At 34.3% G+C, this 24,304-nt stretch carries 30 protein-coding genes; 21 read left to right on the top strand and 9 right to left on the bottom strand.

Features of this window, described 5'->3' with window-relative positions; all coding sequences use genetic code 11:
- Positions 1–178: 178 nt before the first annotated feature.
- Positions 179–490 (top strand): CotD family spore coat protein, encoded by a 312-nt coding sequence (locus NSQ89_RS08695; RefSeq protein ID WP_047944831.1) that lies wholly within the window; start codon positions 179–181, stop codon positions 488–490.
- A 118-nt stretch (positions 491–608) separates the two neighbouring features.
- Here the strand turns inward: NSQ89_RS08695 and NSQ89_RS08700 are convergent, their stop codons facing one another.
- The 3 genes from NSQ89_RS08700 to NSQ89_RS08710 form a co-directional block, all read right to left on the bottom strand.
- Entirely contained in the window at positions 609–719 is a 111-nt protein-coding gene (locus NSQ89_RS08700) for a YjcZ family sporulation protein (RefSeq protein ID WP_061798981.1), read from the bottom strand.
- Positions 720–999: 280 nt separating this feature from the next.
- Positions 1,000–1,101, bottom strand: coding sequence for a YjcZ family sporulation protein (locus tag NSQ89_RS08705; protein ID WP_141231624.1), 102 nt, complete (start codon positions 1,099–1,101; stop codon positions 1,000–1,002).
- Between the two features lie 199 nt (positions 1,102–1,300).
- Positions 1,301–1,459, bottom strand: a complete 159-nt coding sequence (locus NSQ89_RS08710) for a hypothetical protein (protein ID WP_167555731.1) — start codon at positions 1,457–1,459, stop codon at positions 1,301–1,303.
- 311 nt (positions 1,460–1,770) lie between these two features.
- On the opposite strand from NSQ89_RS08710, the gene NSQ89_RS08715 reads away from it, so the two are divergent.
- The 6 genes from NSQ89_RS08715 to NSQ89_RS08740 all read left to right on the top strand — a co-directional run bounded on the left by NSQ89_RS08715 (position 1,771) and on the right by NSQ89_RS08740 (position 8,000).
- Positions 1,771–2,352 (top strand): LOG family protein, encoded by a 582-nt coding sequence (locus NSQ89_RS08715; protein WP_047944829.1) that lies wholly within the window; start codon positions 1,771–1,773, stop codon positions 2,350–2,352.
- Positions 2,353–2,394: 42 nt separating this feature from the next.
- Positions 2,395–3,237 carry a GNAT family N-acetyltransferase gene (locus NSQ89_RS08720; RefSeq protein ID WP_251687186.1) on the top strand — a complete coding sequence of 281 codons (843 nt, stop codon included), beginning with the start codon at positions 2,395–2,397 and terminating at the stop codon, positions 3,235–3,237.
- Positions 3,238–3,277: 40 nt separating this feature from the next.
- Complete coding sequence (locus NSQ89_RS08725) at positions 3,278–3,802, top strand: YfiT family bacillithiol transferase (protein ID WP_251687188.1); 525 nt, start codon at positions 3,278–3,280, stop codon at positions 3,800–3,802.
- A gap of 580 nt (positions 3,803–4,382) precedes the next feature.
- Entirely contained in the window at positions 4,383–6,710 is a 2,328-nt protein-coding gene (locus NSQ89_RS08730; RefSeq protein WP_341132491.1) for a xanthine dehydrogenase family protein molybdopterin-binding subunit, read from the top strand.
- Positions 6,700–7,524, top strand: a complete 825-nt coding sequence (locus NSQ89_RS08735) for an FAD binding domain-containing protein (RefSeq protein WP_061798972.1) — start codon at positions 6,700–6,702, stop codon at positions 7,522–7,524. The genes NSQ89_RS08730 and NSQ89_RS08735 overlap by 11 nt, the downstream gene beginning before the upstream one ends.
- Entirely contained in the window at positions 7,524–8,000 is a 477-nt protein-coding gene (locus NSQ89_RS08740) for a (2Fe-2S)-binding protein (RefSeq protein WP_047944824.1), read from the top strand. Before NSQ89_RS08735 ends, NSQ89_RS08740 begins: the two co-directional genes overlap by 1 nt.
- Before the next feature lie 50 nt (positions 8,001–8,050).
- Here the strand turns inward: NSQ89_RS08740 and NSQ89_RS08745 are convergent, their stop codons facing one another.
- The gene (locus tag NSQ89_RS08745; protein WP_082138457.1) at positions 8,051–8,200 is read right to left on the bottom strand and encodes a DUF4021 domain-containing protein; all 150 of its coding nucleotides are present in this window, start codon (positions 8,198–8,200) and stop codon (positions 8,051–8,053) included.
- Between the two features lie 76 nt (positions 8,201–8,276).
- On the bottom strand, positions 8,277–8,840 hold the full coding sequence (locus NSQ89_RS08750; protein WP_047944823.1) for a CBO0543 family protein: 564 nt from the start codon (positions 8,838–8,840) through the stop codon (positions 8,277–8,279).
- A 145-nt stretch (positions 8,841–8,985) separates the two neighbouring features.
- Here NSQ89_RS08750 and NSQ89_RS08755 point away from each other — a divergent pair, with 145 nt between their 5' ends.
- Positions 8,986–9,114, top strand: a complete 129-nt coding sequence (locus tag NSQ89_RS08755) for a hypothetical protein (protein ID WP_268874835.1) — start codon at positions 8,986–8,988, stop codon at positions 9,112–9,114.
- 153 nt (positions 9,115–9,267) lie between these two features.
- On the top strand, positions 9,268–9,738 hold the full coding sequence (locus NSQ89_RS08760; RefSeq protein WP_341132492.1) for a YbaK/EbsC family protein: 471 nt from the start codon (positions 9,268–9,270) through the stop codon (positions 9,736–9,738).
- Positions 9,739–9,963: 225 nt separating this feature from the next.
- On the opposite strand, the gene lexA is transcribed toward NSQ89_RS08760, so the two are convergent.
- Positions 9,964–10,584: a transcriptional repressor LexA gene (lexA, locus tag NSQ89_RS08765; protein WP_047944821.1), complete on the bottom strand. Its 621-nt coding sequence runs from the start codon at positions 10,582–10,584 to the stop codon at positions 9,964–9,966.
- Positions 10,585–10,740: 156 nt separating this feature from the next.
- On the opposite strand from lexA, the gene yneA reads away from it, so the two are divergent.
- The 6 genes from yneA (at position 10,741) to NSQ89_RS08795 (ending at position 15,297) form a co-directional block, all read left to right on the top strand.
- Positions 10,741–11,052: a cell division suppressor protein YneA gene (gene yneA / locus NSQ89_RS08770; RefSeq protein WP_047944820.1), complete on the top strand. Its 312-nt coding sequence runs from the start codon at positions 10,741–10,743 to the stop codon at positions 11,050–11,052.
- Positions 11,053–11,074: 22 nt separating this feature from the next.
- Complete coding sequence (locus NSQ89_RS08775) at positions 11,075–11,737, top strand: YneB family resolvase-like protein (RefSeq protein ID WP_047944819.1); 663 nt, start codon at positions 11,075–11,077, stop codon at positions 11,735–11,737.
- A 205-nt stretch (positions 11,738–11,942) separates the two neighbouring features.
- Positions 11,943–12,176: a DUF896 domain-containing protein gene (locus tag NSQ89_RS08780; RefSeq protein WP_047944818.1), complete on the top strand. Its 234-nt coding sequence runs from the start codon at positions 11,943–11,945 to the stop codon at positions 12,174–12,176.
- Positions 12,177–12,361: 185 nt separating this feature from the next.
- Positions 12,362–14,368 carry a transketolase gene (gene tkt, locus NSQ89_RS08785; protein ID WP_341132493.1) on the top strand — a complete coding sequence of 669 codons (2,007 nt, stop codon included), beginning with the start codon at positions 12,362–12,364 and terminating at the stop codon, positions 14,366–14,368.
- Between the two features lie 183 nt (positions 14,369–14,551).
- Positions 14,552–14,992 (top strand): sporulation inhibitor of replication protein SirA, encoded by a 441-nt coding sequence (gene sirA, locus NSQ89_RS08790; protein WP_047944816.1) that lies wholly within the window; start codon positions 14,552–14,554, stop codon positions 14,990–14,992.
- 86 nt (positions 14,993–15,078) lie between these two features.
- Positions 15,079–15,297: a YneF family protein gene (locus NSQ89_RS08795; protein WP_341132494.1), complete on the top strand. Its 219-nt coding sequence runs from the start codon at positions 15,079–15,081 to the stop codon at positions 15,295–15,297.
- A 471-nt stretch (positions 15,298–15,768) separates the two neighbouring features.
- Here the strand turns inward: NSQ89_RS08795 and NSQ89_RS08800 are convergent, their stop codons facing one another.
- Positions 15,769–16,155, bottom strand: a complete 387-nt coding sequence (locus NSQ89_RS08800) for a hypothetical protein (RefSeq protein ID WP_341132495.1) — start codon at positions 16,153–16,155, stop codon at positions 15,769–15,771.
- Positions 16,156–16,873: 718 nt separating this feature from the next.
- Between NSQ89_RS08800 and NSQ89_RS08805 the strand changes: the two genes are divergently transcribed.
- The 3 genes from NSQ89_RS08805 (at position 16,874) to NSQ89_RS08815 (ending at position 18,222) form a co-directional block, all read left to right on the top strand.
- Complete coding sequence (locus tag NSQ89_RS08805) at positions 16,874–17,191, top strand: hypothetical protein (RefSeq protein WP_336045381.1); 318 nt, start codon at positions 16,874–16,876, stop codon at positions 17,189–17,191.
- 458 nt (positions 17,192–17,649) lie between these two features.
- On the top strand, positions 17,650–17,871 hold the full coding sequence (locus NSQ89_RS08810) for a hypothetical protein (RefSeq protein WP_053215739.1): 222 nt from the start codon (positions 17,650–17,652) through the stop codon (positions 17,869–17,871).
- Positions 17,872–18,075: 204 nt separating this feature from the next.
- Positions 18,076–18,222: a hypothetical protein gene (locus tag NSQ89_RS08815; protein WP_341132496.1), complete on the top strand. Its 147-nt coding sequence runs from the start codon at positions 18,076–18,078 to the stop codon at positions 18,220–18,222.
- Positions 18,223–18,567: 345 nt separating this feature from the next.
- Here the strand turns inward: NSQ89_RS08815 and NSQ89_RS08820 are convergent, their stop codons facing one another.
- A complete protein-coding gene (locus tag NSQ89_RS08820; protein WP_095320057.1) occupies positions 18,568–19,026 on the bottom strand; it encodes a GNAT family N-acetyltransferase in 459 nt (152 codons plus the stop codon).
- A gap of 522 nt (positions 19,027–19,548) precedes the next feature.
- Between NSQ89_RS08820 and NSQ89_RS08825 the strand changes: the two genes are divergently transcribed.
- Both NSQ89_RS08825 and NSQ89_RS08830 read left to right on the top strand, forming a co-directional pair.
- Positions 19,549–21,303: an ABC transporter ATP-binding protein gene (locus tag NSQ89_RS08825; protein ID WP_144546025.1), complete on the top strand. Its 1,755-nt coding sequence runs from the start codon at positions 19,549–19,551 to the stop codon at positions 21,301–21,303.
- Positions 21,296–23,107, top strand: coding sequence for an ABC transporter ATP-binding protein (locus NSQ89_RS08830; RefSeq protein WP_341132497.1), 1,812 nt, complete (start codon positions 21,296–21,298; stop codon positions 23,105–23,107). The genes NSQ89_RS08825 and NSQ89_RS08830 overlap by 8 nt, the downstream gene beginning before the upstream one ends.
- A gap of 86 nt (positions 23,108–23,193) precedes the next feature.
- Here NSQ89_RS08830 and NSQ89_RS08835 read toward each other — a convergent pair whose 3' ends face one another.
- The gene (locus tag NSQ89_RS08835) at positions 23,194–23,394 is read right to left on the bottom strand and encodes an aspartyl-phosphate phosphatase Spo0E family protein (RefSeq protein ID WP_047943479.1); all 201 of its coding nucleotides are present in this window, start codon (positions 23,392–23,394) and stop codon (positions 23,194–23,196) included.
- Between the two features lie 170 nt (positions 23,395–23,564).
- Between NSQ89_RS08835 and NSQ89_RS08840 the strand changes: the two genes are divergently transcribed.
- Positions 23,565–24,269, top strand: coding sequence for a cytochrome c biogenesis CcdA family protein (locus NSQ89_RS08840; RefSeq protein ID WP_328283662.1), 705 nt, complete (start codon positions 23,565–23,567; stop codon positions 24,267–24,269).
- Positions 24,270–24,304 lie beyond the last annotated feature (35 nt).

Here is a 24,304-nt window from a genome sequence, read left to right on the forward strand (position 1 = left end):
GCTTTATTAAAAATATTCATATTTACTATACATATTATCCGCGTTTCTAGTAATAGACTTTATTCTTAGTAGTTCTGCATATTTTGACAAAGAATAGTATAAAAGCTCGAACAAGCATTGTTTCCTTCCATAGTATATATTGTAAGTGAAATTCAATAATTGAAAGGAGTGATAGAGAATGGGTCGTCATAATAATAATGTTGGTGGTTCAGCTCATAACAAACATTGCAATAAATGTTCTAATCGTGTTTCCCCAGTAGAAGATATCATCCATCCAACTAAAACGGTTGTACGTACAACAACAAATAAACGCAGAATCCGTAATATTCATCCAACAGAAATCATCAATGTAAATAGAACGGTAGTCCGTAATGAAAACTTTTTCCCTGTAACAGAAAGACAAGTAAACGAAACAGTAGTACAAGATTTTGATTGTGGATCTGATATCAATAACTCAAATAATTGCAGACCAAGAAGAAGATTCTTCTAATGGTAAGGAGAAAAGGGCACCTGTTGAAAATAGGTGCTCTTTTTGTATATAGAGGGTTTGTATTTCAAAAAGAAGAACATAGAAAAAGAAAGCACAAAGCGTGCTTTCTTTTTACGGATTAATAACTTCCTAAAAAGGAAGCTCCAACGATAATTAACAAGATGAACAAGACAACTATTAAAGCGAAGTTACTTCCGTAACCGCTGCCACCGCCGTAATATTCTGACATTTATGCCACCTCCTTCTACTAGTTACAATATATATTATGTAAGCATGTATAAGAGTGAATGGACAAGAATCACATAGGAAAAACAAAAGGCATTTTCATTAAAGAACTTGCAGCTGATAAATAATAGAATAGATATTCTCCATAAAAGCAAAAAAGCCTCAAGAAGAGGCTAACATTATGTGGTTATGGAAGGCTGTGTTAGTCATATATTGCTTAATTGAAGAAAAAGGCCATATCCATGCACACATATACCAATTCTTGAGCCCTTTCGCAATCTTTATTAATAACCGCCTACATAAGATGCACCGATGATAATTAATAAAATAAATAATACGACGATTAAAGCAAAGTTTCTTCCAGATCCGCCTCCATATTCAGACATATCAGTCACCTCCATCTATAGATTTACTATATGATATGAAAGTAACCGACTATGGTGTGGACAAGTTCATTAAAAAACGTTAAATATGTAAAATGATCAATAACCCTAAAAAGGGATTTATCTAGGGGGAGATAACTAGATAGCGCTTACTATTATATCTAAATATAAAACTGTACTAATTTCATCAAAAAAAATTAAACTATTGTGTGCAGACATCTTCTAACTTTGTAAGCTGTGAATTATGTACAAGTTCAACTTTAAAAACATTATAAATATCCCTAATTTCCCAATAACCTGTATCATAGCAAAATAAAACTTTGAACACTCTGCCTTTATACAAAACCTTCCCTTCTGCCATTATAAACCTCCTTGATATTAGGTATACTTATATATGGTTTCTTTTCCACTTACCCAATTTTGAAAGCAAATAAACTTATTTTTTCATTTTTTTTTTTGAAAAACTAGGTTTCTGTTTATTCTGTGCTATGAATCTAAGTAAAATCATAAAAATATATTAGGAAATTAGTAAAAATAAGACTTCTTTTAAGCCGATAATCCAGTTAGAATAATAGGAAGGAGAAAAATTTTCCATTTTCAACATTCTTATCAATTAGTTGAACTAAGGTAGTGAATAGAAAATTGCACGATTCTCAAAATGGAGGGATCAAGATGAAAAGAATTGCTGTGTTCTGTGGTTCAAGTACAGGTGCTTCTCCAATATATATGGAAGAAGCAATTGCGTTAGGGAAGGAATTAGCAAGAAGAAAATTAGAACTTGTATATGGTGGATCATGCGTAGGTTTAATGGGAGCCATTGCAGACAGTGTGGTGGAAGCAGGAGGAAAAGTAATTGGTGTGCTTCCAGACTTTTTGCAAGAAAAAGAGATAGCACATCCAGCTTTAAGTGAGTTGATTATTGTTAAGTCCATGCATGAACGAAAAGCGAAAATGACAGAGCTTGCAGATGGCTTTATTACTCTTCCTGGCGGGGCAGGAACAATGGAAGAATTTTTTGAGATATTTACTTGGGCTCAGCTTGGATTACATAAAAAACCTTTAGGGATTTTGAATATTAATCATTATTATGATCCTCTTGTGGGATTAATTAATCATATGGCGGATGCGGAATTTTTGCAAGAGCAATACCGTTCCATAGCGATAGTGGATGCTAATCCAAAACAATTACTTGATCAATTCACTACATACACCCCGCCAGCCATTAAAACGTTCATTGAAGTAAGTCAGTCGTAATTTTTTATCCCTTAAAATATTCATGATAGGAGTAGAACAGCTATGTATCTAGTACAGAAGTTTTATGATTTAGAAGATTTCAAGAAAGTGATGATTCCTCATTTAGAAAAAGATGAAGCAGTAAATGGGTTGCCTCTTGGAATTTTAATGAATGCTAATCAGGATATGAAGCCAACTGTAATGGCCGGCTTATATGATAATGAACAACCTATTCTTATGTTATTGCAGACACATCCAAAACAAATCATAGTCGCTGTGTTTGAAAGGATCTCGCCTAATGATTTACCACTTATCAGCAAGTTGATTCATGAAAGCATCACCGAAATTCCAGGGTTAATTGGAGATAAAGCAATTGTAGAAGAAATAGCGATGCATATTGCCTCTTTGCGCAGCTTAAAAGTTGTCCTTGGGATGGATCAACGTATTTATCAATTGAAGGAATTAAAGAAAAAGGCAGATCAAACTGGTATTTTTAGATGGGCGGATAAAAGTGATCAGGCCATCATCCAGCAATGGGTTTACGATTTCGCAGCTTCGGTCAATCAGCCGCTGGAAATCGACCAAGCTGCTAAACGGGCAGAAGAACTAATTGAAAGCAACCGGCTTGCTTTCTGGGAAGTAGATAATCAGGTAGTCAGCATGGCTAATGCAAGCAGACCGACGAAAAATAATATAACGATAAATTTTGTTTATACACCAAAGGAATTCCGAAAAAGAGGGTATGCATCAAATTGTGTTGCAGAGCTTACACAACGATTATTATCCTCTGGGTTTTCCTCTACGAGTCTCTATACGGATATAACAAATCCTACGTCCAATAAGATTTACATGGAAATTGGATATGAGCCAAAGATAGATTCTATCTTACTATTTTTGGAGAAATAAGCTATTCCAAAATTAAAACGTCGATGAGGAGGAATAAAATATGGATGAAAAATATCCAATTGGCTTATTTGAATGGCAAGATGAAATTACCGAAGAAGTCTTACAACAATGGCTTTCAGAATTGGAGGAGTATCCTGATAAACTTGCAAATGCAGTTGAGTCTTTAAAGGAGGAGCAGTTAGATACTCCATATCGAGATGGTGGCTGGACAATTCGTCAAGTGGTACACCATGTAGCAGATAGCCATATGAATGCATATATCAGAACAAAGTTAACTTTAACAGAAAAAGAGCCAACGATTAAACCGTATGAAGAAGCACAATGGGCAGAGCTCTCCGATTCTGCACTACCTATTTCTATCTCGCTCCAATTACTTTCTTCCCTTCATGAAAGATGGACATATTTACTGCGAGCCATTCTTTCTACAGAAGACAGGAAAAAAGAATTTTTTCATCCTGAAAATGGAAAGCAGTCGATTGAATTATTAGTGGGAACGTACGCCTGGCATGGTCGTCACCATCTTGCTCACATTATCAATTTATGTAAAAAGATGGGGTGGGATTAAGAAGATAGTAGGAAAGCTTACACTCTGTAAACAAGGGATTCTTTGAATCTGAATAGTTTTCCGAAAAGGACGAATTTAATTTCATTTATCTGCTTAAATAGATTTTGCAAAGATAATGGCGGTGTGATTCGCAGCCGGAATACAGAAGGATCGTGTCAGCCACGATTGCTTTATGCTTGCAGGCTCTTACGTCTTGTTGGGCAATTTTTTTATGTGTATTCCGGTTACTTTGTTTATTCTTTCATTTATGATGAAATTTTCTTACAGAATAAAAAAGTACTCAATTATATTGTTTGAACCACTTAACTATTATATAGTAGCTATCTCCTCATTAACCATTACTAAATTTATAGACTGTTCTCTATTTGTTTATTTTCTTCAGTAGACAAGAGGGATGGTTAACGGATTTTCCTCAACCTTCATAAAAATTTCCTGTTTTTTGCTTACACCATCTATATTTTGAAAATAAAATCATATACATATAGAGATATGTATATAATTGACCGTGTCTTTTTATGTTTGAATGATCTCATAAAATCTATTCTAGAATAATATCGGGGAAAAGAAGAGGAGGGGCACTGTGACGTATATTGGAAAAAGTGTTTTTCGAAAAGAATCCCTCGAAAAAGTAACAGGGAGAGCAAGGTATACCGCTGATTACCTAGCGAGTGATGCTTTACATGTGGAAATGGTGAAAAGCTCGTATGCTCATGCAAATATTCGCTCCATTGAAATAGAGAAAGCACAAAGGCTAGATGGCGTACGAGCAATTATTCTCGGAGATAATCTTCCTTTAATTGGGGAGGAAGTAATTGATCGACCTGCCCTTGCATTCAATAAAGTACGTTATTACGGGGAAGTCATTGCGCTAGTTGTAGCGGAAAATATTTCAATTGCCAAAAAAGCAGCACAGCTTATCCACATTGAATACGACCCTCTTCCAGTGGTAAATTCTCCGTTACAGGGTTTAGAAGAAAACGCGCCACTTGTTCATGAAAATTTGCTTGATTATACAAAAGACGAAGGAATATACCCGGTAGAAGGAACGAATATTATCAATCATACTAAAATCAGAAAAGGGGATATTCAGGCTGGTCTGCAGGAAGGGGAAGTCAAAATAGAATCTCATTTTTCCATTCCTTTATCAGATCATGCCGCAATGGAGACAAGGGCCGCTCTCTGTGAAATTTTGGAAAGCGGGATTGTCCGAATTGTAACCAGCTCTCAAGCCCCTTATATGGTGAAAAAGATTATCAGCAGGGATTTCAAGGTGGAAACAGGAAAGGTCGTTGTAGAAACTCCCTTTGTTGGTGGTGGCTATGGTGGCAAAGCATCTGTACAGCTTGAAATATTTGCTTTTATTGCATCAAGAGCAGTCGGCGGGCGAAAAGTACGTCTATTTAATACAAGAGAAGAAGATTTTGCAGTTTCACCAGTACATATCGGTCTAGAAGCAACCATACAACTCGCTTGTACAGAGGACGGAAAACTAACCGCTGCAAAACTGAAATATGTATTTGATGGGGGAGCGTATGCTGATAAATCACCACACCTTAGTACAGCTGGGGCAGTTGATTGTACAGGACCTTATAACATAGAGAATGTTTGGTGTGATGCTTTATGTGTATATACCAATCATCCTTATCCTGCTCCTTATAGAGGCTTCAGTCATGGAGAGGTACATTTTGCTTTTGAAAGAGCAATGGATATGCTGGCAAAAAAAGTGAGGATGGATCCTCTTCGGTTTCGCAGAATAAATGCAATCCGCCCTGGTGATACCACACCAACACAAGTGTTATTAACAAGCAGTAAAGTTGGAAATATTGAAAAATGCATTGATCGATTACATGAATTAATGGATTGGGAAAAAGGACAATTAGAAGAAATTTCCCCTAATAAAGTACGTGCAAAAGGAATCGCATGCACCTGGAAAAATTCAACTATTGGTCCTAGCGTCAGTTCAGGTGTTATTCTTACCTTTAATTCCGATGGGAGCATCAATCTTATGTCCGGATTAGTGGAAATAGGTACGGGAACAAAAACGGTCTTGGCACAAATTTTAGCAGAGAAGATGAAGATGAAGGTGGAGAGAATTCATGTAAGAATGACCGTAGATACACAAACAGAACCAGAACATTGGAAGACAGTAGCAAGCAGAGGTACGTTAATGGCCGGCAGAGCAGTAATGGCTGCAGCAGATGATGCTATTCGCCAACTGAAAAAAATGGGCGCAATTGTATTAAGGGCTTCAGAAGATGACATAGAGATTGCTAATGAAACAGTATATCTACGAGATAATCCCCAAAAATTAGTGCCGTTTAAAGATATAGTATATGGATACACCTATCCAGATGGCAATTCTATAGGTGGGCAAATTATTGCAAATGGAAGCTATTCACTTACTGGATTAACGAATTTAGATCCTGAAACTGGTGCAGGGAATCCTGGTCCTGAATGGGCGGTCGCAGCACAAGGAGTCGTAATAGAGATAGACACAAAAACATTTCGCTACAAAATTCATAAAGCGATAACCGTTATGGATATAGGCGAAGTATTGAACTACAAAGGAGCGCTGGGACAAATAAAAGGGGCCATGAGTATGGGGATTGCATGGGCAGGAAGGGAGGCCTTTTATTTTGATAAGAATGGGAGGCTTCTTAATCTGCAATTACGAACCTATCGACCACTAAGGTTTGGCGAACATCCCAATTATGAGGTAGCAATCATTAAAACTCCTCATTTAGAAGGGCCCTTTGGAGCAAGAGGGGCAGGAGAACATGGTTTGATTGGTATTCCTGCAGCAATAGCAAATGCGCTTTCCAAAGCAGTTAATCATGAATTGACCCGGTTGCCTTTGACTCCAGAATCCATCTGGCGACAGACAAAGGAGGGAGCACATGGGTTTTGAATTTTGGAAGACTTCAACTATCGATCAAGCATTAGCGCAATTTGCCAAAACCAAGATGGAAAATCGACAACCTGCTTATTACGCTGGTGGTACAGAAATCCTTACATTACAAAGAATTCAACAGTTAAGTATTGATGTAGCCATTGATATTAAAGATATTCCAGCTTGCCTTGTTCATCAGCTGAAAGAAGACTATCTTGTTTATGGTTCCTGTCTCACTCTAACTGAAATAGAGGATCAAAATCATTTTCCATTATTAACAGATATCTGCAAAGAAATTGCCGATCATACAGCGAGAAATAAGATAACAGTCGGGGGGAATATTTGCGGTGCTATTTTTTATCGAGAGGCTGTTTTACCGTTCCTTTTGACAGACAGCATTCTAGTGCTTGCTGGCAAAAATGGATTGAGAACAGAATATATTCATGATGTTTTTCATGAGCAATTACAGCTTAAAAATGGAGAATTATTTGTGCAGGCATTTATTGAAAAAAGGTACATATCTCGTGAGTATATTGCCATTAAAGTGAGACAGCAATGGGAAACCGGTTATCCGTTAATTACAATTGCTGCTTTAGAAATAGATGGTGAAATTCGAATGGCCTTTAGTGGCTTATGCCCATATCCGTTCCGTTCCATTACATTAGAAAACATAATGAATAATCGAATGCTTAGTCGGCAAGAACGTATCGATCAAATCGTAAATCATCTGCCTGCTCCCATTTTAAATGATGTGGAAGGATCAGAGGAGTACCGTATATTTGTTCTTACAGATCTTTTAGAAAAAGTAATAGCACGACTGGAGGTAGATTGATGGGAGAGAAAGAACCTAATTTGCAGACGATGAAGCTGCGTGTCAACAGGCAAAATCATTTAGTAGTCATTCCTCCAAATAAAACTTTGCTAGCTGTATTAAGGGAAGATCTATTTTTAACTGGATCTAAGCCTGGCTGTTTCAATGGAGATTGTGGAGCTTGTACTATTATGGTCGATCAAATGGCGATGAAATCGTGTTTAATGCTTGCAATGGAAGCAGTCGGAAAGGAAGTAGTAACAATCGAAGGGTTAGAGAATAGTCCTCTTCAGCAAACATTTATCGAGGAATTTGCTTTCCAATGCGGGTATTGTACATCAGGTTTTATTATGAACGGCCATGCACTGCTACTAAATGAAAAAAATCCTAATAAAGAAAAAATAAAAGAATGGCTAGAATCGAATATATGTCGCTGTACAAGTTATGAAGAAATTGAAACTGCAATGTTAAAAGCGATAGAAAGAAAGAAAACATAAGTTTAAATACCCCTGTAGTCCTAATATGTATGCTGCAGGGGCATTTTTACTTATTGTTTTAATTGAGTATTCGAGTTATGACGCACGTCTTCTTCTTTTGTTTCCGCCATACCATATAAACCATTCATTTCTTGTTCATCTTCATCTAGACCTAATCGATCTTGCAGGTTTGTATCTTTTCCATTAGGATCTTTCATCATTGTTCACTCCTTTTTGGGTTATTACTTTTGTTAGTTTGCGAAAAAATGAAAATTATATGTGATGAAAAAGAAAAGGCTAATTAGGAAGTGTCTTCTTTATTTTTTCAAAAATACTTTTCAAGATAAATCCAAGTATGATAAAACCAATAAAGGATCTTGTATGGGACCAATGTTCTCCTAATTCAAACATTTTTCGCAGTATAAATAATGGTTCAATAATATAAGAAAATAGAATCGACCAACCTAAAGTTGCTAACATAAAGTGTTTCCAATTACTAAAATATTGATAGACAATCATAGCTGATATCGGAATGATGACCAAATTAGCAGGAATTAGAGGGGTGATAATGGGGATAATTTTGTCTGGATAGCTCCATAGCATAAACTCAGTACCAATAACATCAAGGAGCATGCAAAAAGTGGCACACACCATTCCATAAGAAAAAATTTCAAAAAAACGATTTTTATCCACGAGTTTCCACCAAATAAAATAAGGAATAATGGTTGCGAGAAATAGAATCCACCAGTTCGGCGATAAAAAGTCATGCTGCAACCAATGATCGATGGAAAGGTGGGTTAATTTTTCTTTTTCTTGTTCGATTTCAATATTGCTGGGATAGTGTAAGATAAAACTAAACATGTATGTCACCACTTTTTATCCTTGATTTAAAGTAGAATTTTATAAAATTAGTATGAGTATAGGAAAAATTTTTATTAGTATTATTTTTGTATACATAAATTTACCAATAAAGAGGATATTAATAGCTATAAAGGTGGGGTAAGACGTGAAAAAAAAGTGGAAAAAATACAAAGTCTATATTATTGGGTTATTTTATATCCTCTTTATTAATGCGCTAATTGCAGCAAGCTATATTATTGGGTTTAAGGAATTAAAAAAACTAATTACTTTCTAATCCATTTATATTATATTGTGGCCACACAATATATAAAGTGTCCTTTGTTAGTTAGAGGACTCTTTTTTATTTTATAAGGGTGACAGTATTTGAGCTGAGAACAGTTAAGTGATATATTTATAATATTAAGAAAATTTTAAGGGGTGGCAATCATTGTCGTTAAAAAATGTACAAGCATATTTAAGTAAATGGAATAGAGAGAAAGATATACGACTATTTACAACATCTAGTGCAACTGTTTTAGAGGCTGCTGAAACATTAGGGGTAGAACCACAAAGAATTGCAAAAACATTGTCATTTCGTAAGGACAATAATGCGATATTAATTGTTGCAGCAGGTGATGCCAAAATTGATAATAAAAAATTTAAACAAGCTTTTTCGGAAAAACCAAGGATGCTCTCACCAGAAGAAGTTTTAGAAAAAACTGGTCATGCTGTAGGCGGTGTTTGTCCTTTTGGTTTAACGGAAGATTTACCTGTCTATTTGGATGAATCATTGAAGCGATTTAGTACGGTCTTTCCAGCTTGCGGCAGCAGCAATTCAGCTATTGAATTAACCAATGAAGAACTTTATATCTACGGAAATGCAGTGGAGTGGGTGGATGTATGTAAAGATTGGGAGTGATAGAACAAAAATAAATTATTTGAACATAAAGTAGGGATAATAGATGCAAATTTCTTTTATTTATTAGCTAAAAGGATAATCGCGCAATATAATCACAATAACATGTTTTAGAATTTTAATATGAGAAGGATTTAGTAGCTTTTAAGGGAATTACATAGTTAAAGAAGGCTTACCACATAGTGATAAACCTTCTCTATTTCCAGTCTTCCATTCTACTTTTAAATATTATTGAATATGACGATATACACCAATTACTTTTCCAAGAATGCTTACATTTCGCAGGATAATCGGTTCCATTGTGCTATTCTCTGGCTGAAGGCGAATAAAATCGCGTTCTTTAAAGAATCTTTTAACAGTAGCTTCATCTTCCTCTGTCATTGCCACTACTATATCTCCGTTATTAGCTGAATGCTGCTGCCTTACAATTACATAATCACCATCTAAGATTCCAGCCTCAATCATACTTTCTCCCATAACTTCGAGCATGAATATTTGTTCGTCACTAGGTGCTAATCTTTCAGGCAGTGGAAAATATTCTTCTACATTTTCAATTGCTGTAATAGGCATACCCGCTGTTACTTTTCCGACCACAGGCACATTAATAATATTATATTTTGGTATATTGCTTTCTTCAAGATCCAAAATCTCAATCGCTCTAGGTTTCGTTGGATCTCGACGAATTAATCCTTTACTTTCTAATCTTGCCAAGTGGCCATGAACCGTAGAGCTCGATGCAAGACCAACAGCTTCTGCAATCTCACGTACAGAAGGGGGATATCCTTTTAGCTTTACTTCTTCTTTTATGTATTCTAGTATGTCTAATTGCCTCTTTGAAAGCTTCTGCATTATATGCACCTCGTTATTTTATTCTTGTCATAATTATAGCATGTTTAAGAATAGGATACAAACATAAGTTCTATTTTATTGTTGACAGGAAACGTTTGTTCGTATTAAACTAGATTCATAAACGAACATACATTCTAAAAAAAGGTGGAATTATAGATGTCTAAATTGTGGGAAAAATATTCATATACTATTATTCTTTTAATTTGTGGTTTTATAGCGTGTATTATAATTGTAATTAATACGGGTGAAGCAGATTCTAGCAAATATGTATCCGTTACTGTGAAAAATGGGGAAACTCTCTGGGAAATATCTAATGAATATGCAGGCTCTTATAATATGTCAAAAAAACAATTTATTAAATGGGTAGAACAACAAAACAATATCTCTGCAAATAGTATTTCGGCAGGAAAAGAAATACTCATCCCAGTACGTGAAGAGGATCATCAACTAATGTTGGCATCAGAATAATAGAAAAGGACTAATAATAGTAATGAATAAGGAAAAGAATGCGATTATCTATTGTCGAGTAAGTACAGATAAAGAAGAACAGACTACTTCTCTTGAGCGACAGGAAGAGGAATTATTACAATTGGCAAGTAAAATGGGCTTTGAAGTGAAAGAAATAATCTCCGAAAGAGCAAGTGGATACGATTTAGATAGAGAAGGATTATTGGACCTTTTATCGCGGATAAAGGAAAAGGATATTTCGTCTATTCTTATACAAGATGAGACAAGATTAGGCAGGGGAAATGCTAGAATAGCGATTTTACATTGTATATTAAAGGAAAATATTAAAGTTTATAGTGTTTCCTCTTCTGGAGAACTTACACTTTCTGAAGCAGATGAAATGGTATTAAAAATTGTAAGTATTGTAGAAGAATATCAGCGAAAGATACATAATTTAAAAATAAAAAGAGGAATGAAAAGAGCTGTAGAAAATGGATATCGCCCAGATAGAAACTTAAAAAACTTAGGAGATCATTCAGGAAGGCAGAAGATAGATGTTCCTATTGAAGAAGTGGTGAAATTAAAGCAAAATGGGTTAACTTTTGCAGAAATAACTTCTACATTAAAAGGATTAGGCTATAGCTTTTCTAAAGCTACTATTCATAGGAGATATCAAGACTATATAGAGCAAAGAAAAGAAAAGTAATGCAGAAATCTTCATGTCAGTCTTTTCAATAGGAAACTGCTTTTATTTATGTTATAATGGATTTCATCAAGCCAGTTACAAGTAAACTGGGCTTTTTTATTTTATTACAGCTTAAATTAAAACACACAGTTAGTGCGTTATTGACTATGGTAAGACAAGTTATCTTATCACACAATCATGAAAAATTTAATAAAAGGAGTATAATATGTATCCTAAAAATAAACTTGATCGTATAAATGAACTTGCAAAAAAGAAAAAGGAAACAGGCTTAACGCTTGAAGAAGCAAAAGAACAAACAAAATTACGCGCAGATTATTTAAAAAATTTTCGTTCAACTATGGTAAATACAATTGAAAATGTAAAAATTCTTGATCCAAATGGAACGGATGTAACACCTCAAAAGATTAAAGATATTCAAAATAAAAAGAAATTACACTAATTTTTCCCTTTAACTCTAGCCTTAACATTTATATGTTAAGGTTTTTTTATGTTTTCTAAAGGAATTTATGGGTAAAATACAAAATAAATGTCGAAATTATATAGTGGTGCTTCTTTCTAGTGTACATATATAGAAAAAGAATCATATTGGCTACTAAAATCAAGAAAATGAGAGGATGTTGAACATTGAATACAAAATTAGATCATTTATCTATTGCTTCAATTAGAACACTTTCTATTGACACAATCGAAAAAGCTAAATCAGGCCATCCAGGAATGCCGATGGGTGCAGCACCGATGGCTTATACTTTATGGACATCTTTTATGAATCATAACCCTAAAAATCCAGAGTGGTTTAATCGAGACCGCTTTGTTTTATCTGCAGGACATGGCTCTGCTTTACTATATAGCTTATTACATTTATCAGGCTATGATTTATCCCTTGATGATTTAAAGGGGTTTAGACAGTGGGGAAGCAAAACACCAGGACATCCAGAGTATGGACATACCGCAGGAGTGGATGCTACAACTGGACCCTTAGGACAAGGAATTGCGATGGCCGTTGGTATGGCACTTGCAGAAAAACATTTGGCAGGTGTATATAATAAAAATAATTATCCAATTGTCGATCACTTTACATACAGTATTTGTGGTGATGGGGACTTAATGGAAGGAGTATCTGCAGAAGCGGCTTCTCTAGCTGGACATTTACAGTTAGGGAAATTAGTTGTGCTATATGATTCCAACGATATTTCTTTAGATGGTGATTTGGACAAATCGTTTTCCGAAAGTGTAGAACAGCGATTTAAAGCGTATGGATGGCAATATATTCGTGTCGATGATGGTAATGATACTGACCAAATTGCAAAAGCAATAGAAGAAGCAAAGAAAGATCAATCAAAACCTACATTAATTGAAGTGAAAACGATTATTGGTTTTGGTGCACCAAATAAAGCTGGAAAATCATTAGTTCATGGAGCTCCACTTGGTGCTGAGGAGTTAAAATTAACGAAGGAAGCCTATAATTGGACGTTTGATGAAGACTTTTATGTACCAGAGGAAGTTTATAATCATTTTAAAGAAAAAGTCTTAATGAATGGTGAGAAAAAAGAACAGGAATGGAAAGAACTTTTTGCAAATTATGAAAAGGAATTTCCGGAACTAGCTGAACAATTAAAAACTGCTCTAGCAGATACTTTACCACAAGATTGGGATCGTCAAATACCTGTATATGAGGAAGGCAGCAGTCTAGCAAGTCGTGCCTCTTCCGGAGAAGTAATCAATAGCATTTCAAAAGAGCTGCCATTTTTACTTGGAGGATCTGCCGATTTAGCTGGAAGTAATAATACAATGATTAAGGGAGGAAAGGATTTTACTCCTGAAACGCCTGAAGGAAGAAACATATGGTTTGGCGTTAGAGAATTTGCGATGGGCGCAGCTTTGAATGGAATTGCCCTTCATGGGGGATTAAAAATATTTGGTGGTACTTTCTTTGTATTCTCTGATTATTTAAGACCTGCGATCCGTCTCGCTGCTTTGATGGGACTACCAGTAACGTATGTTTTCACACATGATAGTATTGCGGTAGGTGAAGATGGACCAACTCATGAACCTGTTGAGCAATTAGCTTCTTTAAGAGCAATGCCTAATCTTTCTGTCATTCGTCCAGCGGATGGAAACGAAACAGCTGCTGCTTGGAAAATTGCACTTGAGTCTACAAATAAGCCAACTGCTTTAGTCTTAACTAGACAAAATTTACCGACTATTAAAGGGACAAAAGATAATGCATACGAAGGTGTATCGAAAGGTGGATATATTATTTCTCCTTCTAAAACGGAAACCCCTGATGCATTATTAATAGCAGCAGGTTCAGAAGTTGGCTTAGCAGTTGAAGCACAAAAAGAATTAGAAAAAGACGGAATCAATATTTCTGTTGTCAGTTTACCAGCATGGGACCGCTTTGAACAGCAATCTAAAGAATATAAAGAGGCCGTTATTCCAAAAAACGTAAAGAAAAGATTAGCAATCGAAATGGGAAGTTCTCTCGGCTGGCATAAATATGTTGGAGAGGAAGGAGATGTTCTTTCAATCGAAACATTTGGAGCATCTGCGCCAGGAAATAAAGTACTAGAGGAATATGGATTTACAGTGTCCAATGTGGTCAAACGGTTAAAATCATTACTAGAAAGTTAACTCGTCAAGGATGGCTGGAAAAGGATTCTTCACCAACCAATGGGGGGATTGCATTTTCCATTCCATCCTATTTTCTTCGTTCGACAAAATAAGTCTGTTTTTTTAACACCTTGAGACACATCTTGGAGATATCCTTCTTTATAATAGAAGGAAAAGAAGTGGACAGGTTGGTGAAGATTCAGTATGAGAAGATATCAATTGTATTTAATTAAAGAAAAAATCGCTATTCACTATAATGGTAGAGAACGTTTGTTTTACAATTTATTTTCGGATCATACTAAAACAAACGATGGACCATTAAAGGAGATACTGCAAAAACAAGTGGATTTTATTACGCTTCCTATTTCTAGATGGATGATCGAAAATCAACTATACTCCGCTTTACAGAGAAACAAGAGCTTCCAATATAAAGATGGTACTTTTTATATTGAAAACGGAAATTTAAGCAGTGCAACATTAACGATAAAAGATAATTCTTTATTTATAGAAGCAAAGGGTTACTATGATGCGGAATCCATTTTCTTTGAAATTATTCGGAAATACGAACCTTCTTTCTTAGCAATTGATGTGGAAAATGGCCGATTTGGCTGGTTAAAACCAATTAAGGAAAGAAATTTTGTCTAAAATGGAGAAATTCTGTAACAGATATTGTATAATATTATCTGGTCTAGTACACTAAAGTATAGACAACATGAAGGAGGAAAAAAGATATGCCTTGGTACGCTTGGTTAAGTATTGTCGTAGCACTAATCGCCGGTATCGTTATCGGATTTTTTATTGCGCGTAAATACATGATGAACTACTTAAAGAAAAACCCACCAATTAATGAACAAATGTTAAAAATGATGATGATGCAAATGGGAATGAAACCTTCTCAAAAGAAAATCAACCAAATGATGGCAGCAATGAACAAACAACAAGGGAAATAATAGGACAAGCTTTAAAGCAAGCCTATTTTTCTGTTTTGAGAAGAGAGGATTCTGTCATTATTTATAAATAAATGGTAATTCTCATCAAAATTTCTAAACCACTTTTTTCTGATTCCAAGGTTGTAGAGTGAATTTTTCATCTATCAATTTGAATGGAAGTGGTTGATTTTTCTTATTATCTATTCGAAACCACTAATCTGTATGAAAACTTCAGCAGAGAGGTGGTTTTATTTTGTTTTTGGTAGATGTTTTGAATGAGTATATATATCACTGCAAGTACATTAGTTAATTTACTTATCTCTATGAATAACAAATTAGATGCTCAACCTAATGATGCATGATGATTTTAATACACTATTTAAGACAATTGAATTTCATTGTCTTTTATTAATCGTCAATAGACTTTTATCTTATATTGAAATGGCTGACTTTAGAATTTTATTCACTCTAAAGTCAGCTTGAAAATATTAATTAATCATATTGTTTATACTTAGAAAATTTATATAAGAATTCCCAATATTCATCAGCAAAACCACTTTCTGCCCATAATTCACCGTAATCGTCAATATGTGCTTGTATAATTTGCTTTTTAGTCTTTCGTGGAGCGGTATACCAAGGAATCTTCTTACTCATTCTTTGAGTGATTTGGTAGTGATAATTGTATTTTGGTATGAAAATAGCTAACATTTTACCACTACTTGTACCTAATTTACTAGCAAATCTCTTTTCAAAAATATGATGTCTTTCCCATCCTTTTCCTTTATAATTTTTAGGAGCAGAAATATTTTGTAGAGTGCTATATTTTCTTATACCTTTAGATAGCGCAGGTTTAAGTACAGTAGTGCTACCTTCTATCATTCTCTTAACGCCACTTACAGCAGGTATACCTGGGAATACAACAGCGGCTCCATCAGCAACTACCCAAAAACCATTCCAAAAAGTTTTGTTCTTCTTGTATTCTTTTAAAGATAAAGAAAACTAGCAATATCAAAAATTGTATCTACTGCGAACAAACTGACATCAGAATTAATTGGAGCTTCTATTAACTAAGTAGATAGATAGTATTTTACTTGTTGGATATTGCCTTCCAAATCAGTATAGTTTAATAGTAAACCATTGGTTGGTTTAAATTTAGGATTGAGATTTTTTATTTCTTGTAATTCACTTGGCTCAAGAGAAACTAATTCATAAGATGCGTTAATATCATCACTTGATAATATCAAATCATCTAAATAGCCATTCAATGAGAGTGGAGTAATTTGTTCTCCTAAGATTAAAGAGGATGTTTCTTTGTCAATAGTTCCAAAAGTAATTTTTAATTGATTGCTAACTGGAACCGTATTATTCCGGATTTGATTTTCGTTTGCGGAAATACTTGATGGTAATAAAGAGAAACATTAAAAAACTATAGATATGGTTACTAAAAGGAATTTTATACTTTTATTCTTCATTACGTCCTCCGAAATTGGTAATATTTACTAAGAAACTTTTGTAATTATATTAACATATATTGTAAAATACTAGTAGATATTTTCTTAAATTGTGAGGGGTATTTTAAATATAGGAGGGATATTCTATGAGAGTTATTTATAGTGTATTAAGAGAAATTGATAAAGGTGCATCTTTACCGACTGCAGAAGACTATGGTTTTAAGCAGAGAGAATTTGAAAATTTTATATTTGATTTGGAAAAAGGAGGATATGTTGAAAGAGTACTTAGAATGGATACGTTTTTCTCTTTGAAGCCAGCGAGATTAACCAAAAAGGGACATGATATTCTAGAGGAATACAAGGAGCTAGAGAAGTCTTACCCGAAAAACAAGAAAGATATTATTAAGTGGATACAAGCTGATAGAGAAATGTACTCTAATGACGCTGAGGAAGAAGACTATTAATTTATATGTTAATTTATAAAATAGGAAGATTGCAATTAAACAGGGATTTTAACCTTTTAGCCCATTAAGGGCTTTTTATTTTGAAAATAATGTAAAAAAAAAACTAAGGATAAAGTATGTTTTAAATGTTAATATGGACACTTAACAAAAAAAGATGTCAACTTATAATTATAAAAGTAACTATTAGAAATCAGCCGGATTCAATTTTGAATCGAGGTTACTTAAAGGGAAAGATTATAATGGAGACTATCGCTTTTAGCGACTTTATGAGTAGAAATTACAAAAAAAGATAAATACTACGCATCCAAAAAAAGTAGTGAAAATAGTGATTTAGGAAGGTAGTTAGGCGAGTAGGCACTTCCATCTCAATCCTTTTATTATTAGCTAAATCTGCCTTTGCTGCTAGACCTGCATCTGTTCCAGTTAATGCAGCTACTGAGTTTGCTGGTCATACTACAATGGAAGCACTAGCACATGCTTTAGATCCGTTAGTTGATGTCCTAGTTGCGCTATCTATTTCAGTTGCTTCAGTAATTATTGTAGGTGGATGTTTCTTTTTTATGCTTGGAAAGAGTGAGAAGGGATGGAGTTTGATAATGAATGTTGGATTAGGTTATGTATTGATTCAAATCAGTCCGTTAATATTGAATATGTTAAAAGATATAGGGAATGCTTTTTAAGGACACGAGAATAAAATTCTGAAGATGTTATCAAAATTACAATACCGTCTATTTCTTGTTAAAAAGAAAAATAAATAAAAGTTAGTCAGTTTTTTAAGGTCTCTATGGGCAAGCTATATTAATCGTGGTATATTTTTCATAATAGATTAGTAGAATTGAATAGATAATAAAACCTTGGTATATCAACATTTTTATAGATTATAATTGATTTTTTATGAAACCTTCGCAAAAGAAGATCAACCAAATGATGGCAGCAATGAACAAACAACAAGGGAAATAATAGGACAAGCTTTAAAGCAAGCCTATTTTTCTGTTTTGAGAAGAGAGGATTCTGTCATTATTTATAAATAAATGGTAATTCTCTTCAAAATTTCTAAACCACTTTTTTCTGATTAAATATGAAGAAAGTGGTTTATTTGTATTTTGATAAAAATTCAATAAAAAGAAGACAAAATTTCAAGGCAGAGGACGACAAGACATGATGGAATCAACTTATCATTTCCCCGGAAACCGCAAAATATGACAAAAAGTTCAGTAGATTCATCAATCATGTGAAAGATACCTAATGAAGACAGCCTTGCTCTATTGCAGCTGGAAATTGCGCTTTTTAAGTGATTAAATATGCCGAACAATCACAAAAAAATTGTAATTGTTCGGCTTTAATTCTGTGGGATTACATATATATCAGCTATGCCTTCATTTAATCACAATATTTTTGATAACAGCCATTTCTTTGCCGAATCTGTTCCCTAAATCTTGAAAACCTAAACGGGAATATAAGTGATGTGCAGATTTATTTTCAGGATGGTAGCCAACGGCAATTTTTTCTACAGTGACTAGTTTCTTCATTTCATCTATCATTAATAGAGTAGCTGCTTGGCCAATGCCTTTTCCTTGATATTCTCTGTCAACCATTATTCTGTATATCCAATGACCATCTAGTTCCTCTTTTACAGTGTTAAACATTAAGAAACCTACTATTTTCTCCGCAAAATAGATGGCATATGGTTGTAAAGTAGGTTCAAACTTGGACTGGGCGATGGAAATAGCATTTGGTTCGATATATTTTTCTTGTTCCTCGGAAACTTTCAATTCACAACATCTATACCAATTATTTTCATTTAAGCTAACAAGCTTTACATCTACAGGATTCAATTCTTTTCCCCTCTCAAAATGGGGAATCCATCCTATTATTAATTAGGCGTTTCCCCTTGGATTTTGTTAACTATCATCAATTTTCTATTCATCATAATGAACGCCCCCTTTTATACAATTTGAAAAATCAATCTAAAACAATATCCTTTAAATTATATCATAAATTCTGAAATTTCCGTCAGGGAAATAAAAAATTCAGTAGATCAGTTTCGAAATATTCGAACGAAAGTTCTGTTATAGTTGACAGATAACTTATGACGATATTAAACTTAAGATGTATACGAACGTATATTCGCAAAGGGGGGAAGGAGGCGAATAATTTAGAAGAAAGCCATTCAAGCAAAATAAGAGGTGTTATGTCAGCAATACCAATAAATGCTGGGAAGATGAACTAATATTTTCACTCCATTAAATATTTTGAAAATATAATAAAATTTCTTTCCAGTTCCTAAATATTTTGCTAAACTAGTGAAGGGTATTTTTACATATTTAGTTGCCAATAGATAAGAGGGTGTGTATGGTTTGAAAGTTTTTTTAAATTTAAAATGGTATTTTATACAGGAGAAGAAATCCTATGTTGGTGGGGTCTTTCTGTTGATTTTAGTTGCAATCCTTCAGTTGATACCTCCGAAAATAGTTGGGATAGTCGTTGATCATATTCAAGGCAGAACATTAAATTGGAGCAATTTCTTACAGTGGATAGGCGTTTTAATTGTTTCGGCATTAGCAATGTATGTACTTCGTTATTATTGGCGGGTAATGATATTCGGGTCCGCTGTAAAGCTAGGAAGATTATTGAGAAATCAGCTGTATAGTCATTTTACAAAAATGTCTCAGTCTTTCTATCAGCGAAATCGTACTGGAGATTTAATGGCACATGCAACAAATGATATACAGGCGATTCAACAGACAGCAGGGCAAGGGGTGCTCACTTTAGTAGATTCATTGGCAACAGGTGGCTTTGTTATTATTGCAATGGCTACAACGATCAGCTGGAAGCTTACCCTTATATGTTTATTGCCAATGCCGTTAATGGCTGTATTAACAAGCTATTATGGTTCTTTAATACATAAGTACTTTCATCAAGCCCAGGCTGCTTTTTCATCGTTAAATGATAAAACGCAAGAAAGCATTTCTGGAATAAAAGTCCTAAAAACCTTTGGGCAAGACAAAGAAGATGTCGAAGACTTTCGCAGGTCCTCACTTGAGGTAGTTGATAAAAATATTAAAGTAGCTAGGGTCGATGCCCTATACGATCCTACAATATCTATTATTGTCAGTATTTCTTTCTTTTTGGCAATTGTATTTGGATCCCGGTATGTTATTACTGGAGAACTTAGTTTAGGACAGCTCGTTTCTTTTACTACTTATCTTGGTCTGTTAATATGGCCAATGCTTGCGTTTGGATGGCTTTTTAATATTATGGAGAGAGGGAGAGCTTCATATGACCGAGTTACGGCATTATTGGAAACCAAGGTCGATATTATCAATAAGCCTACAGCTATCACAACGGCGCCAGCTGGGGATATTGTGTATGATTTAAAATCTTTCTCTTATAACCATAAAATCGATGTTCTGAAAAATATTCACTTTTGTTTAAAAAGAGGGCAGACATTAGGGATTGTCGGCAAAACAGGAGCTGGAAAAACGACGCTTTTAAAATTGTTATTTCGAGAATATGATCATTATGACGGAAGAATTATGATTAATGGAACAGAAATAAAAGAAATAGATTTGGATGCATTGCGAGTGTCCATTGGATATGTACCACAGGAACACTTTCTATTTTCTGCCAGTATCCGCGAGAATATTGCCTTTACTAATCCCAATATTTCAGAGGAAGAAATCCATCAGGCTGCTGTATTAGCAAATATTCATGATGATATTCTTGGATTCACAGACGGTTATAATACGGTAGTTGGTGAAAGAGGAGTATCTTTATCTGGGGGGCAGAAACAACGTATTTCGATTGCGAGAGCACTCCTGATGAATCCGGAAATACTTATTTTGGATGATTCTTTATCAGCAGTGGATGCAAAAACGGAAGAAAATATTTTGACAGCCCTAAAGGAAAATAGGGAAGGCAAAACAACGATTATCACTTCCCATCGACTAAGCGCTATTGAACATGCCGACCTTATTATCGTATTAGATGAAGGGGAAATTATTCAAAGCGGGAACCATCAACAGCTTGTAAAGGAAAGCGGCTGGTATAAAGAAATGTACCATCGTCAGGCTTTAGAAGTAATGGTAAGCATGGGGGATACAAATGGATAAAACAATTAAACTCACAAGTGAACAGCAAAGAAAAGTATTATTTCGATTACTAGGTTATATAAAACCACATAAAAAAGCGGTTATGATTGCATTCGGTCTCTTAATTTTATCGACATTGGGCGAATTAGCAGGCCCCTACTTAATTAAAGTCTTTATAGATGATTACTTAACACCAAGAAATTTAGCGGTTCAGCCATTAACTGTTTTGGGAATTACCTATATTTTTATCCAAATAATGAATGTAGTCATTATGTATTTTCAATTATATAAGTTTCAAGAAATTGCTTTATATATTATTCAACAGCTTCGCGTTGATATATTTTCGAAGATTCATACACTTGGACTCCGCTATTTTGACAAAATACCCGCTGGAAGTATCGTCTCCAGAGTAACAAATGATACAGAAGCAATTAAAGATATGTTTGTCAGTGTCCTTGCGACTTTTATTCAAAGCGGATTTATGATTTTCGGTATTATTATTGCTATGTTTGTTTTGAATGTTAAGCTTGGGGCAATCTGTTTAATTTTACTGCTAATCTTAGGATTTATTATTTATACGTATCGGAAATATAGCTCAAGCTTCTACCAAGATATAAGAGAACGATTAAGCCAATTAAATGCAAAACTTAGTGAATCTTTACAAGGAATGAATATAATCCAAGTATTTAGACAAGAAAGAAGATTGAAAAATGAGTTCGATGATATTAATACTAAGCACTATCAAGCAGGAATGCGTAATATCAAGTTAGAAGGGTTACTCCTCAGACCTGCCATTGACCTTGTTTACGTACTTGGGCTTATTCTTGTTTTAAGCTATTTTGGAATATCTTCTTTTAACAATCCGATTGAAATTGGGGTATTATATGCCTTTGTAAGTTATTTAGATCGTTTTTTTGAGCCAGTCAATAATATGATGATGCGCCTATCACTTTATCAACAAGCAATTGTATCTGCCTTTCGCGTATTTACCGTATTAGATGAAGAAGATATGGAGCCAACTCTCGTTTCTGATAGCAAAAATAAAATTGAAAATGGTGTGATAGAATTTAAGGATGTCACCTTTTCTTATGATGGGAAACAAGATGTGTTGAAAAACATTTCATTTACGGCTAAAGAAGGGGAAACTGTTGCATTAGTAGGACATACAGGAAGTGGAAAGAGTTCTATTGTCAATCTACTTATGCGGTTTTACGATTTTGGAAAAGGGGAAATTCTGATTGACGGCAAATCATTAAAGTCTTTCAGTAAAAGAGAACTTAGGGAAAAAATGGGGTTAGTACTTCAAGATCCATTCCTATTTTATGGAACAGTAACAGATAATATTCGTTTATATAATAAGGAAGTAACGGAGAAAGAAGTTATCGAAGCAGCTAAGTTTGTGCAAGCTAATCAATTCATTGAAAAGCTAGAAGATCAATATAATCATAAAGTGGTAGAAAGAGGTTCTGCTTTTTCAAGTGGACAGCGCCAGCTTATTGCATTTGCGAGAACCATTTTGACAAATCCGAAAGTACTAATATTGGATGAAGCAACAGCCAATATTGATACAGAAACGGAAGAAGCTATTCAACTTGCATTATCGAAAATGCGTAAAGGCAGAACAACCATCGCCATCGCTCATCGCCTTTCTACCATTCAAGATGCAGATTTAATCTTAGTGCTTCACAAAGGGAACATTGTGGAAAAGGGTAACCATCAACAACTTCTGCAACAAAAAGGATTGTATTATAAAATGTATCTACTACAAAATGGAGCTGCCGATTCTATTGAAGAGACAGTAGAAGATAAAGTGGAACTAACATAGATATTTGGTTTCGCTTTAGCAGTACAAAATTAAACCGAAGTTCGCTAATTTAGCAGTGAACTTCGGTTTTTTTGTTTCTTTCTCTTTTACATATTCCATTGTTTTTTTGATTCTCGGAAAGCAGGAAACTCATTTTTGAGATTTATTTCATTATATTTATTTAGTAATACATCTAATTCTTGACTGCATATAATGGCTGAGGAAGATGAAAAACCATGTTTCATAGCAATCTCAATAAGCTCTGTACGCTTTAATTCAATTTGAGTAAGCAATTGCTTTTTTAGCATGGTTAATTTTCCTTTCCGTCTAAATTCTGTTATTTAATAAATGTTAATAGTGGAAATTAATTTACTTAATTATATCTATTTTTGGAAGTAAATGCAAAAATATCGCAAAGATACATAAATAGACTGTACAAGCATATAGTTATAGGAATTGGAGAGAGGAGAGATAAATAGTGGTAGATATAAATTTTTTTATTGCATTAGGCGCAGGTTTTTTGAGTTTTATTTCTCCATGCTGTTTACCATTATATCCTGCCTATTTATCCTATATTACCGGAATGTCTAGCGGGGAGTTAAAAGAGGGGAAAATACTTAATAATGCTAGTTTTCTACATACAATTCTATTTCTTTTAGGGTTTTCGATTATTTTTATCGCCCTTGGTTTTGGTTCCTCCTTGATCGGAGAATATTTTAAAGTATATCAAGAAGAGATAAGAAAAATTGGTTCACTTATCATCATATTCTTTGGTCTTACTATCATTGGATTAATAAAGCCTAAATGGTTAATGAAAGAATATCGGTTTTCTTTTAAGACAAGACCAACTGGTTATCTAGGATCTATTTTGATTGGATTAAGTTTTGCGGCAGGGTGGACTCCCTGCAACGGACCGATTCTAGCAGCAGTTCTATCTTTAGCAAGCCTGCATCCAGAAACAAGCTTACTTTATTTAGGTGCATATATTATCGGATTTGCACTCCCATTTATTTTTTTATCCGTTTTTATTTCTCATTGGAATATGCTTAAAAAGTATAGTGTGCAGTGGACGAAAATTGGCGGATTTTTTATGATTGTGATGGGAATATTATTGTTTGTAGACGGAATGAAATGGTTAACACGTGTTATCTCACCAATTTTTGGTGATTTTCAAGGTTTTTAATCATTTTTCCACGCTATAATACTCTATAAGCACAA

It is taken from the genome of Niallia sp. FSL R7-0648, from assembly GCF_038007005.1.
GTDB lineage: Bacteria > Bacillota > Bacilli > Bacillales > Cytobacillaceae > Niallia > Niallia circulans.

Bases quoted from the DNA above. Each gene is read 5' to 3' on its own strand.
- NSQ89_RS08695 (WP_047944831.1), top strand. From the start codon at position 179: ATGGGTCGTCATAATAATAATGTTGGTGGTTCAGCTCATAACAAACAT.
- NSQ89_RS08700 (WP_061798981.1), bottom strand. From the start codon at position 719: ATGTCAGAATATTACGGCGGTGGCAGCGGTTACGGAAGTAACTTCGCT.
- NSQ89_RS08705 (WP_141231624.1), bottom strand. From the start codon at position 1,101: ATGTCTGAATATGGAGGCGGATCTGGAAGAAACTTTGCTTTAATCGTC.
- NSQ89_RS08710 (WP_167555731.1), bottom strand. From the start codon at position 1,459: ATGGCAGAAGGGAAGGTTTTGTATAAAGGCAGAGTGTTCAAAGTTTTA.
- NSQ89_RS08715 (WP_047944829.1), top strand. From the start codon at position 1,771: ATGAAAAGAATTGCTGTGTTCTGTGGTTCAAGTACAGGTGCTTCTCCA.
- NSQ89_RS08720 (WP_251687186.1), top strand. From the start codon at position 2,395: ATGTATCTAGTACAGAAGTTTTATGATTTAGAAGATTTCAAGAAAGTG.
- NSQ89_RS08725 (WP_251687188.1), top strand. From the start codon at position 3,278: ATGGATGAAAAATATCCAATTGGCTTATTTGAATGGCAAGATGAAATT.
- NSQ89_RS08735 (WP_061798972.1), top strand. From the start codon at position 6,700: ATGGGTTTTGAATTTTGGAAGACTTCAACTATCGATCAAGCATTAGCG.
- NSQ89_RS08740 (WP_047944824.1), top strand. From the start codon at position 7,524: ATGGGAGAGAAAGAACCTAATTTGCAGACGATGAAGCTGCGTGTCAAC.
- NSQ89_RS08745 (WP_082138457.1), bottom strand. From the start codon at position 8,200: ATGATGAAAGATCCTAATGGAAAAGATACAAACCTGCAAGATCGATTA.
- NSQ89_RS08750 (WP_047944823.1), bottom strand. From the start codon at position 8,840: ATGTTTAGTTTTATCTTACACTATCCCAGCAATATTGAAATCGAACAA.
- lexA (WP_047944821.1), bottom strand. From the start codon at position 10,584: ATGCAGAAGCTTTCAAAGAGGCAATTAGACATACTAGAATACATAAAA.
- yneA (WP_047944820.1), top strand. From the start codon at position 10,741: ATGTCTAAATTGTGGGAAAAATATTCATATACTATTATTCTTTTAATT.
- NSQ89_RS08775 (WP_047944819.1), top strand. From the start codon at position 11,075: ATGAATAAGGAAAAGAATGCGATTATCTATTGTCGAGTAAGTACAGAT.
- NSQ89_RS08780 (WP_047944818.1), top strand. From the start codon at position 11,943: ATGTATCCTAAAAATAAACTTGATCGTATAAATGAACTTGCAAAAAAG.
- sirA (WP_047944816.1), top strand. From the start codon at position 14,552: ATGAGAAGATATCAATTGTATTTAATTAAAGAAAAAATCGCTATTCAC.
- NSQ89_RS08795 (WP_341132494.1), top strand. From the start codon at position 15,079: ATGCCTTGGTACGCTTGGTTAAGTATTGTCGTAGCACTAATCGCCGGT.
- NSQ89_RS08800 (WP_341132495.1), bottom strand. From the start codon at position 16,155: ATGATAGAAGGTAGCACTACTGTACTTAAACCTGCGCTATCTAAAGGT.
- NSQ89_RS08805 (WP_336045381.1), top strand. From the start codon at position 16,874: ATGAGAGTTATTTATAGTGTATTAAGAGAAATTGATAAAGGTGCATCT.
- NSQ89_RS08810 (WP_053215739.1), top strand. From the start codon at position 17,650: ATGGAAGCACTAGCACATGCTTTAGATCCGTTAGTTGATGTCCTAGTT.
- NSQ89_RS08830 (WP_341132497.1), top strand. From the start codon at position 21,296: ATGGATAAAACAATTAAACTCACAAGTGAACAGCAAAGAAAAGTATTA.
- NSQ89_RS08835 (WP_047943479.1), bottom strand. From the start codon at position 23,394: ATGCTAAAAAAGCAATTGCTTACTCAAATTGAATTAAAGCGTACAGAG.